Here is a 9739-nt window from a genome sequence, read left to right on the forward strand (position 1 = left end):
ACGTGAGGCTGTACGTGGACCGGGCTGCGTCGCTCTAGACCTGGGGCATGACCTCGCTGGCGATGAGGTCGAGGTGGTCGAGGTCGGCCATGTCGAGCATCTGCAAGTAGGTGCGCTGGCTGCCGATCTCGGCCCACTTTCCCAGGGTGTCGACCACCTCGGCCGGCGTGCCGCACAGCCCGTTGGTGCGCAGTTCATCGACGTCGCGGCCGATGGCCTCGGCGCGGCGCCGGATCTCCGTGTCGTCCTTCCCCACGCAGATGACCAGCGCGCTCGACCACACGAGGTCGGCCGGGTTGCGCCCCGCTTCGCTCAGGGCATCGCGCACGCGCCCGAACTGCCTCGTCGCCGTTTCCCGGGACACGAAGGGCAGGTTGAACTCGTCGGCGTAGCGGGCAGTCAACTGCGGCGTCCGTCGGCGGCCTTGGCCACCGATGAGGATTGGGATGTGCGGTTGCGTCGGCTTGGGCAGCGCCGGCGAGTCGGTGATGGGCCAGAGGGGACCGGGGTGGTTGAACTTCTCCCCCACCGGGGTGTTCCACAGCCCGGTGATGATCGCCAGCGCCTCCTCCAGCTGGTCGAAGCGACCGGCGTTGTCCGCGAACGGAATCCCATAGGCAGCATGCTCGGCCTCGAACCAACCGGCCCCGAAGCCGAACTCGACGCGCCCGCCGGACATCTCGTCGACCTGGGCGACGGTGGCGGCCAGCAGCCCCGGCAGTCGGAACGTCACCGAGGTCATCAACGTGCCCAGCCGGATCGTCGTCGTCTCGCGGGCGATGGCGCCCAGCGTGGTCCAGGTCTCGGTTGGACCGGGCAGCCCTTCGCGGCCCATGGCCAGCAGATGGTCGGAGCGGAAGAATGCCCCATACCCGCACTCCTCCGCCCGTTGGGCAACGGCCAGTTGATCGGCATAGGTGGCGCCCTGCTGGGGCTCGACGAAGACGCGCAGATCCATGGTTTCTCCTTGACGTGAGTTCGCCCCCATCTTGACCTACGTCAAGGCGCCGATGCGCATCGTGCGATGGACTGGACTGTACGGACGGGACGACCCGACGTCCCGCCGGATCAGGGAGGCAGCAATGTCCGAGCACCACGACCACCACCACGAGCATCACCACCACCATGGGTCTGCCGACCATCTCGACGCCGCCAGCGCCGAGCAGATCCGCGCCCACCACAAGGTCATGGTCGCCGATCTCGATCGGTTGAGCGCCGCCTACGTGGCCCAGCCCGATTCCTCGACTCGCGAGCCCCTGCTCACGTGGTTCCGTGAGGTCCTCGTGCCGCACGCCGCGGAGGAGGAGGTCTCGACGTACGCCGCGTGCGCAAAGATGCCCGAGGGGCGTCTGCTCATCGACGCGATGGTCCGCGAGCACGTGCTCATCCGGCGTCTCGTCGAGTTGGTCGGCACGACGACCGATCCGGTCGCCGCTGCGGCCTACGGACGGGCGGTGTTCGAGGCCTTCGAGAGCCACCAGCTCAAGGAGAACGAGATCATCTTGCCGCTGCTCCTGGAGGGGTGATCTGCCCGCCGACGTCGCCGGGCCGGAGCGTCGTTCTTCACGTTGTCGGGGTGACGGACCTGGGCGGATTGTGGAGCGGGCGGGTACGGGCCTGGGCGTGACGCGCGTACGACGCTGCCGCGCGGGCGCGCGTGCCGCAGGCCGGTGAACACCAATGGCGGCGCGGCCGGTCCTGGAGGAAGAACAGGGGGCAGTTCGGGGCCGGGCACGCCCGCAACTGCTGGGCGCGCGGGCCGCCGAGCAGTGTGAGCATGTCGGCGGAGATCATCGCCAGAGCGACCTCCGGGGTCGCTCCGTCCGCGTGCGCCCGGAGGTGCCAGACGCCCTCATCATCGGGTAGGAGTTGGGGAGACGACGGGATGCTGCGCGCGAACGCATTCAGCGCCTCCACCTCGACCGCCAAGGGTGGAAGTCCATCCGCGGCGCGGGCCCCGGCGGCGCGAATGACGTCGCGAAGCTCGTGGAAGCGAATGACGAGGTTCTTGTTCACCACGCCGTCAGGCGTGTCAGCGCCGCCCGTGACACGCGGGCCAGCATCCTTCAGCCACGACGCCAGGGCCGGCTCTGACTCGATCCCGTCGAACAGGCGCTTGCGGACGTTGAAGTGGGTGTTCGCCAGGTCCAGGGCGATCGAGTCGCCGATCATCGGGGGCTTGCGCATTGTCTCGGACTCGGTCACATCCTCACGCTACCACCAATTCGTATCGTGAGAACAGCCGAACCCCGGGCGACTAGTCGAGGCACGACACACCTCGGCCAACCTCTAGTTTCTCACGTTTAGTGTTGCTTCATTCGTGAGAATCTGGTAGAACTGATGTTGCCTGGTCAGCGAACCAGGCTCCCTTCGAGAGAGGCACACCATGTCCCTGAATCCCGCAGACACCGCTGTCGTCATCACCGACCCGCAGAACGACGTGCTGCGCGAGGGCAACCTCGTGTGAGGCTTGGTCGGCGAGAGCATCGCGGCCAACGAGACGATCCCGAACCTTCAGCGTCTTCTCGGCAGCGCCGATGAGCACGGCTTCACCGTCTTCGTGTCGCCGCACTACTACTTCCCGACCGACCAGGGCTACGAGTTCGGTGGCCCCATCGAGACGATGATGAAGGAATCGGGGATGTTCGCACGTGGATCGCAGACCTCCGGCGAGGGCTTCACCGACTCCGGCGCTGACTGGCTGGACAGCCTCAAGCCCGTGATCGAGAACGGCCGCACCGTCGTCACGAGCCCCCACAAGGTCTTCGGCCCAGCCACCAACGACCTCATCCTGCAACTGCGCAAGCGCGGCATCCAGAAGATCTTCCTGGGCGGCATGTTGGCCAACCTCTGCGTCGAGTCCCACCTGCGAGACCTCATCGAGAACGGCTTCGAGGTCATCGTCGTCTCTGACGCGGTCGCGGCTCCCAACCACCCTGAGTTCGGCAACGGACTCGCCGCGGCCAACACCAACTTCGGGTTCATCGCCAACGAGGTGATGACCACTGACGAGGCCGTCCGTCGGCTCTCCGAGTAACCCGGCACGTCGGGCCGTGCCGCCCCGGCGCCCCCGCCTGTGCTCTCGGCGGCGGGGCAACCCAGCAGGAGGCGCCCGCGCCGCAGCAGCCGTCCGCCGGCGGTTCGGTCCTCGAGATCCTCGGCGGACTGCTCGGCGCCGGACGTCGCTGACCGGATCGTCGAGCGACACTCACCCGCCGAAAGCCCGGATCTGAGTAGGCCAACCCTCGAGACGGGCGGTGCGCAGGCGGAGACTGAACCATGGCACGCCTGCGCATCGCCCTTCTCGCCGCGAGTTTCGTGGCCGTCTCCGGGTGCGGCAACCTGATCGATCAACCCGAGCACGTGGGCCGAGTCGGTGTGAGCGTGACCGCCGATGGCACTCCGCTCATCATCGTGGTGCCGTGCCGCGCTGGGGTTGCGCAGGTCCTCATCCACGAGTCGCGCACCCCTGACATGAGTCCGGACGAGCAGAACCGCGAGGTGGGTGTGTGGACCGCCGCCAGTCCCTCCAGTGAACCAACGGAGCTCCGCTTGGCATCTCCAGGACCAGCCTGGACTGGCGAGCCGGTTGTCGGCCCGAAGGGTGACACGGCGTGGATCGTGGATGCCACGTTTGCCGGGGAGGGCATGACGACGTTGGTTGGACCCAGCGTGTCGGCTGACGACCTTCGCGCGCTCGACGACGACAAGGTGCTCGTCGACAACCAGGGGAACGTCGAGGCGATCCCGCGAGCCGACCTCGACGGTGACTGCGGCCGCTGAGCCCTGCTCCACCCGCCGACATCGCCGGGCGGAGCGTCGTTCCTCACGTCGTCGGTGTGACGGACCGGACGCGGTCGATGATGGCGGCAGCGAGTTCCTGCGGTCGCTCGTCCGGGATCCAGTGTGAGGCGCCCTCGAGCACGACGAATTCGTAGGGGCCGGTGACGAACTCGCTGGAGTGCTCCGCCTGGGCGCGTCCGAGGGCAGCATCCCGCGTGCTCCACACCAGCGTGGTCGGCACGACGGTGGCTGGCCGCGGGTCCCGCATCGACAGTGGCAGCGCGCGGTACCAGTTGAGACCGCCGGTCAGGGCCCCGTCCTCCACGATCTCGGAACGGTACCGAGCCAGCATCTCCTCGGTCATGCCGCCCTTGCGGAGGGCCGCTTGGGCGCGTCCGTCGGGATCGCTCAGCAGCCGTTCGGCAAGGACCGGGATGGAGAACAGGCCCATATACCAGGAGCGCTTCGCTTGTTTGCGGGTGCGCAGGGCGCGGGTGAAGGCCTGCGGGTGTCCGACGCTGACGGCGGTCAGTGAGGCGACCCGGTTTGGGTGTCTGGCCGCCACGCCCCACCCCACCATGGCGCCCCAGTCGTGGCCGACGACGTGGACGGGCTGGTCGATCACGTCGATGAGGGCGGCGGCATCGGCGACCAGCTCGCTGATCCGATAGGCGCGCACGGACCGCGGGCGTGCTCGTGGTGAGTATCCACGTTGGTCGGGCGCGAGCGTGCGCATCCCCGCCGCGTGCAGGATCTCGGACACGGATGCCCACGACGTCGCACGCTGCGGGAAACCATGCAACAGCACCACCGGTGGCCCGTCGATCGGGCCTGCGTCGACCACGTCGAACGTGTACCCATCACGGCTGAACTCGGTGATCCGCTGCCCATTCACTGCCAAGTCCCTCCGACGACCTTCGGGCCAACCTTGTGTTCAGCCGCTGCCTCTCAGAATGACTGACAGCGGCCGGCAACGAGGCGTTTCGGGCCAGAGGCCCAAGGACGCCTTGTATCCTAAAGGGGTGGCCAACGTCACTGGGAGTGTGCGGATCGTCGCGCCGCTGGACAAGGTCTTCGACACGGTGGCCGATTCACGCAACGAGCCTTCGTTCAACGCCGCGATGACTGAGGTCGAGTTGCTCACGCCTGAGCCGATCGGACTGGGCACCAGATTCCATGCACGCATGGGCCGCGCTGGCATGGACATGTTCGTGGAGCTGACCCAGTTCGACCCACCCCATCGGCTGGGTTCGCTGACCACCAGCGCGATGATGGAGACCTCCGGGACGCTGACCTTTGCCTCAGAGGAAGACGCCACGCTGATGGTGTGGGACTGGCAGGTACGCCCCAAGGGATGGTTCCGCATCCTCGGCCCCCTGGTGGGGCCGCTCGGTCGGCGTATGGAGCGCAAGATCTGGACCGCCCTCAAACGCAAACTTGAGGCCCCCGACAGCACTGACCCGGCATGAAGGTTCCGAGTGCGCATGGCGGTCAGGAATGGCAGTCAGACTCCCCCGAAGAAGCATCAGGAGCCGTTCCAGATTCCTCCGAAACGGCCCCTGACCTGCGGTCTTGCCTCTGTCGGGCTGACAGGATTTGAACCTGCGACCCCTTGACCCCCAGTCAAGTGCGCTACCAAACTGCGCCACAGCCCGTTGCCCTGCGGCGGTGAACCGCAGCGCGACAGCCAAGATTAACGCACGAAGGCCCGGAGTCTCGAATCGACCCCCCACGTGTCTCACTCAGCGGCGCGAACGCTTCTCCCGCACGCGAACCGAGATCTCGATCGGGCTGCCCTCGAACCCGAACGCCTCGCGCAACCGGCGCTCGATGAAGCGCCGGTAACCCGCCTCCAGGAACCCCGACGCGAAGATGACGAACCGCGGCGGCCGCGTGCTGGCCTGCGTGCCGAACAGGATGCGCGGCTGCTTGCCCCCACGCACCGGGTGCGGATGCGCCGCGACGATCTCACCGAGGAAGGCGTTCAGGCGCGACGTCGGGATACGCCGATCCCAGCTGTCCAGCGCCGTCTCCAGCGCCGGCACGAGCTTCTGCACGTTGCGCCCCGTCTGCGCCGAGATGTTGACCCGCGGCGCCCACTGCACCTGCACCAGTTCGCGCTCGATCTCCCGCTCGAGGTAGTAACGACGCTCCTCGTCGAGCAGGTCCCACTTGTTGTACGCGATGACCAGCGCCCGGCCGGTGTCGACGACCTGGGAGATGACGCGCAGGTCCTGCTCGGCGATCGCCTCATCGGCGTCGATGAGCACCACCGCGACCTCGGCCTTCTCCAGCGCCGTCTGCGTGCGCAGAGAGGCATAGAAGTCGGCCCCACGGGTCTGGTGCACCCGACGCCGGATGCCGGCGGTGTCGACGAAACGCCACTGCTTGCCGCCGAGCTCGATGATCTCGTCGACCGGGTCGCGGGTGGTGCCGGCGACGTTGTCGACGACGACGCGGTCCTCCCCCGCCAGCTTGTTGAGCAGGCTCGACTTGCCGACGTTCGGCCGCCCGATCAGCGCAACGCGCCGCAGCCCGTCGCCCGAGCCCTTGCCGGGCGTGTGCTGGGCCACCTCGGGCAGCACGTCGAGCACCGCGTCGAGCGCGTCGCCAGTCCCCCGCCCGTGCAGCGCCGAGACCGGGAACGGTTCGCCCAGACCGAGATTCCACAGCGCGTACGCATCGGCCTCGAACCGCTGGTCATCGACCTTGTTCGCCGCGAGCACGACCGGCTTGCCGCTGCGCCGCAGCAGTTTGACCACGGCCTCGTCGTCATCGGTGGCGCCGACGCGGGCGTCGACGACGAACAGCACGACGTCGGCCAGGTCGACCGCGATCTCGGCCTGCTCGGCCACCCGCAGGTGAATCCCGGTCGCGTCCAGGGCCCACCCGCCGGTGTCGACCAACGTGAACCGGCGCCCGGCCCATTCGGCGTCGTACGAGACCCGGTCACGGGTCACGCCGGGCACGTCCTCCACGACCGCCTCACGGCGCCGCAGGATCCGGTTGACGAGCGTCGACTTGCCGACGTTGGGTCGCCCGACGACGGCGACGACCGGCAGCGGCCCCTCCCACACCTCGTCCTTGAGCCCGATCTCGGCCTCGAGCAGCGCCCGGTCCTCGTCCGAGAGATCGAACTCCTCCAGCCCGGTGCGCAGCGCCTGCTCCAGCGCCACCGCCTGCTCGTCATCGGGGGCGGCCCACCCGGACATGTCGACCTCGTCCGAACCGCGCTCCGCCACAACCTCGCTCACGGCCTGCTGCACCGCCGCGATGCTCTCCTCGAGCGACAGCGACGACGTGTCGATGGTGATGACGCCATCGGCGGCCATGCGGAATTCGCTGACGGCACTGTCCTGGGCGTCGCGCTCGACGACCTCGGTGCGCGTCGCCTCGATCGACTGCTCGTCGGCCTCACCGCGCACCTCCAGGGCACGTCGGCGCAGGCGGGCGTCCTCGTCGGCGGTGAGCAGGATGCGCACGTCGGCGTCGGGCGCGACCACCGTGGTGATGTCGCGCCCCTCGGCCACAACCGCGCCGCGCTCCGCCGCGATCGAGGCGATGAGGTCACGCTGACGCTGCTGCAACACCGGTCGCATGAGGGTGTTGGTCGCGATCGCCGAAACGGTCTGGCTGATTTCCGGAGTACGGATCGCCTGGGTGATGTCGGTGTCGCCGACGTGCACGTGGGGCTGGGTCGGGTCCGTGCCCAACTCCAGCGGGAAGGTGCGCGCGGCCTGCGCGACGGCCTCGTGATCGGCTGCGTCGATGCCCTGCTCGCGGCACCACCAGGTCAGGGCCCGGTACATCGCGCCGGTGTCGAGGTACCCGCCGGCGAGGTGCTCGGCGACGGCCTTGCTGACGGTCGACTTGCCGGAACCGGACGGGCCGTCGATCGCGACGACGATGGGGGTGCTCATGAGGGGCAAGCCTAATCGCCCGGCGCGCACCGCCTCACATCCTCAGTCGTGCACCTGCCACCCGCGGGTGCTCAACTCCTCCTCGAGACGCAACTGGGCGGCCGGCAGCACCGCGACGTCGGCGACACCGAACGGGATGCCCAGACCATGTTCGAGACGCAGATCCTCGATGTTGATGTCGGCCTCGCCGATGTCGTTGAGCAGTCGCGCGAGTTGGCCCGGCTCATCGGGCACGAGCACCGACACGACCGCGTACTGGGTCGGGGCGGAGCCGTGTTTGCCCGGGATGCGCGCGCGCCCCAGGTTGCCCGCCGCGATGGTCCGGGCGAGAACCGCCCGGGCCCCGGGGGCGTCGCGGTCGAGCCCGTCGCCGAGGTCGTCCAAGGCGGTGACGACCTCGGCCAGGTCGGCGGCGACGTCGGCCAGGACCGTCCGCACCGCCGGGGCGTTGCCCGACAGGATCTGCGTCCACAGCCCCGGGTCGCTCGCAGCAATCCGGGTGACGTCGCGCACGCCTGGGCCGGCCAGTCCGATGGCGGCCTCGGTCAGGTCCTCGAGGCGGGCCGCGACGAGCGAGGCCGCTACCTGCGGTACATGCGAGACCGCCGCGACCGCCGCGTCGTGTTCGGCCGCGCCCAAGGTCGTCACCGCTGCCCCGACTGCGTCGGCGATTGCGCGTACCGCTGCGGTGGCTCGCGGGTCGGAGCCATCGTGGGGACACAACACCCACGCCCGGCCCTCGAACAGGTCGCCGCGCGCGGCGATGGCGCCACTGCGCTCCCGCCCGGCCATGGGGTGACTGCCGACATACCGGCCCAGGTCGACCCCGAGGCGCTGCAGATCGGCGAGCACCACACCCTTGACCGAGGCGACGTCGGTGATGAACGCCCCGGACCAGCGGTCCAGCGCCTGGGCGACGAGCATCGGGGTGACGTCCGGCGGAGCTGCGACGACGACGAGCTCGGGCGCGATCGGCTCGTTCACGCTGCCGGCGCCGAGATCACGGGCCAGCGACGCCGCGGTGATCGACTGGTCCTCCACGGTCACGCTCGCCCCGGCTCGGGTCAGGGCGATGCCCAGGCTCGCGCCGATCAGGCCCGTGCCGACGATGTGGACCGAGGGCAGGGTCGCCCCGCCACTCGACTCGCTCACAGACCGGCCGCCTTGTACAGCGCGTCGATCTCGGTGGAGTTCAGCACCCGCCACTTGCCCGGCTTGGTGTCGCCGAGGTGGACCGGCCCGACCTGGGTGCGCACGAGGTTGAGCACCGGGTGGCCGACCGCCTCGAGCATGCGCCGCACGATGTGGTTGCGGCCCTCATGCAGCACGACCTCGACCAGCGCCTTGCCCGGCCGCGAGTCGACGAGCTTGAACGAATCGACCTTGACCGGTCCGTCCTCCAGTTCGATGCCGGCGCGCAGTCGCTTGCCCAGGTCGCGCGGCACCGGACCGGGCACCTCGGCCAGGTACGTCTTCTGCACCCCGTACTGCGGGTGCTGCAGCCGGTGGGCGAGGTCGCCGTCGTTGGTGAGCAGCAGCAGCCCCTCGGTGTTCGCGTCGAGCCGGCCGACGTGGAAGAGCCGTTCGTTGCGCGTGCCGAGGTAGTCACCGATGTCGATCCGGCCGAGTTCGTCGTTCATCGAGGTCACGACGTTGAGCGGCTTGTTGAAGGCCAGGTACACGCGCGAGGTGTCGAGTTGGACCCGCTCGCCGTCGACCTTGACGATCTGGGTCAGCGGATCGACGCGCACGCCGAGTTCGGTGACGATCTGGCCGTCGACCTCGACGCGGCCTTGGGAGATCAGTTCCTCGCACGCCCGGCGCGACCCGACCCCGGCCGCGGCGAGCAGTTTCTGCAGCCGGGTACCGGTCGGGTTGTGGACGTCGACCCGCTCCTCGGGTCGCTCCCGCGGGAAGCCCGTGGGCTGGCCGAGGCGGGTCTTGCCGGAGCCCGGTGTGTCGGGTCGTGCGGGACGGCCCGGCTGACCTGGTCGGCGCGCCCCGGGACGGCCCACTCCCCCGGCCCTGGCGGCGCC

General features: G+C 69.1%; 10 protein-coding genes and 1 tRNA gene. 4 read left to right on the plus strand and 7 right to left on the minus strand.

Translation table 11 applies throughout. From position 1 onward, the window contains the following. Positions 1 to 34: 34 nt before the first annotated feature. Positions 35 to 958 (minus strand): LLM class F420-dependent oxidoreductase, encoded by a 924-nt coding sequence (locus KD1_RS06920; RefSeq protein WP_068399523.1) that lies wholly within the window; start codon positions 956 to 958, stop codon positions 35 to 37. Between the two features lie 124 nt (positions 959 to 1082). Here KD1_RS06920 and KD1_RS06925 point away from each other — a divergent pair, with 124 nt between their 5' ends. After that, positions 1083 to 1526, plus strand: coding sequence for a hemerythrin domain-containing protein (locus KD1_RS06925; RefSeq protein ID WP_068399526.1), 444 nt, complete (start codon positions 1083 to 1085; stop codon positions 1524 to 1526). Between the two features lie 37 nt (positions 1527 to 1563). On the opposite strand, the gene KD1_RS06930 is transcribed toward KD1_RS06925, so the two are convergent. Continuing rightward, on the minus strand, positions 1564 to 2205 hold the full coding sequence (locus KD1_RS06930; RefSeq protein WP_068399529.1) for a CGNR zinc finger domain-containing protein: 642 nt from the start codon (positions 2203 to 2205) through the stop codon (positions 1564 to 1566). A gap of 265 nt (positions 2206 to 2470) precedes the next feature. Between KD1_RS06930 and KD1_RS06935 the strand changes: the two genes are divergently transcribed. After that, positions 2471 to 3037: a cysteine hydrolase family protein gene (locus KD1_RS06935; RefSeq protein WP_217995816.1), complete on the plus strand. Its 567-nt coding sequence runs from the start codon at positions 2471 to 2473 to the stop codon at positions 3035 to 3037. 242 nt (positions 3038 to 3279) lie between these two features. Then, positions 3280 to 3783, plus strand: a complete 504-nt coding sequence (locus KD1_RS06940) for a hypothetical protein (protein ID WP_068399532.1) — start codon at positions 3280 to 3282, stop codon at positions 3781 to 3783. A gap of 43 nt (positions 3784 to 3826) precedes the next feature. Here KD1_RS06940 and KD1_RS06945 read toward each other — a convergent pair whose 3' ends face one another. Then, the gene (locus KD1_RS06945) at positions 3827 to 4678 is read right to left on the minus strand and encodes an alpha/beta fold hydrolase (protein WP_245627307.1); all 852 of its coding nucleotides are present in this window, start codon (positions 4676 to 4678) and stop codon (positions 3827 to 3829) included. Positions 4679 to 4805: 127 nt separating this feature from the next. Here KD1_RS06945 and KD1_RS06950 point away from each other — a divergent pair, with 127 nt between their 5' ends. Next, positions 4806 to 5252, plus strand: a complete 447-nt coding sequence (locus KD1_RS06950; RefSeq protein ID WP_068399535.1) for an SRPBCC family protein — start codon at positions 4806 to 4808, stop codon at positions 5250 to 5252. Positions 5253 to 5364: 112 nt separating this feature from the next. On the opposite strand, the gene KD1_RS06955 is transcribed toward KD1_RS06950, so the two are convergent. From KD1_RS06955 to KD1_RS06970, 4 genes are all read right to left on the minus strand, one after another. After that, positions 5365 to 5438 (minus strand) — tRNA-Pro (locus tag KD1_RS06955). A gap of 87 nt (positions 5439 to 5525) precedes the next feature. Next, entirely contained in the window at positions 5526 to 7703 is a 2178-nt protein-coding gene (der, locus tag KD1_RS06960; protein ID WP_068399538.1) for a bifunctional cytidylate kinase/GTPase Der, read from the minus strand. Positions 7704 to 7745: 42 nt separating this feature from the next. After that, a complete protein-coding gene (locus KD1_RS06965; protein WP_245627308.1) occupies positions 7746 to 8855 on the minus strand; it encodes a prephenate dehydrogenase in 1110 nt (369 codons plus the stop codon). After that, positions 8852 to 9739: pseudouridine synthase (locus KD1_RS06970; RefSeq protein ID WP_068399556.1), on the minus strand; the 888-nt coding region annotated here is incomplete at its 5' end. The genes KD1_RS06965 and KD1_RS06970, both read right to left, overlap by 4 nt.

Origin of the sequence: Kribbia dieselivorans NBRC 106261 (genome assembly GCF_001552435.1) — a bacterium.
In the GTDB taxonomy this organism is placed as follows: domain Bacteria; phylum Actinomycetota; class Actinomycetes; order Actinomycetales; family Dermatophilaceae; genus Kribbia; species Kribbia dieselivorans.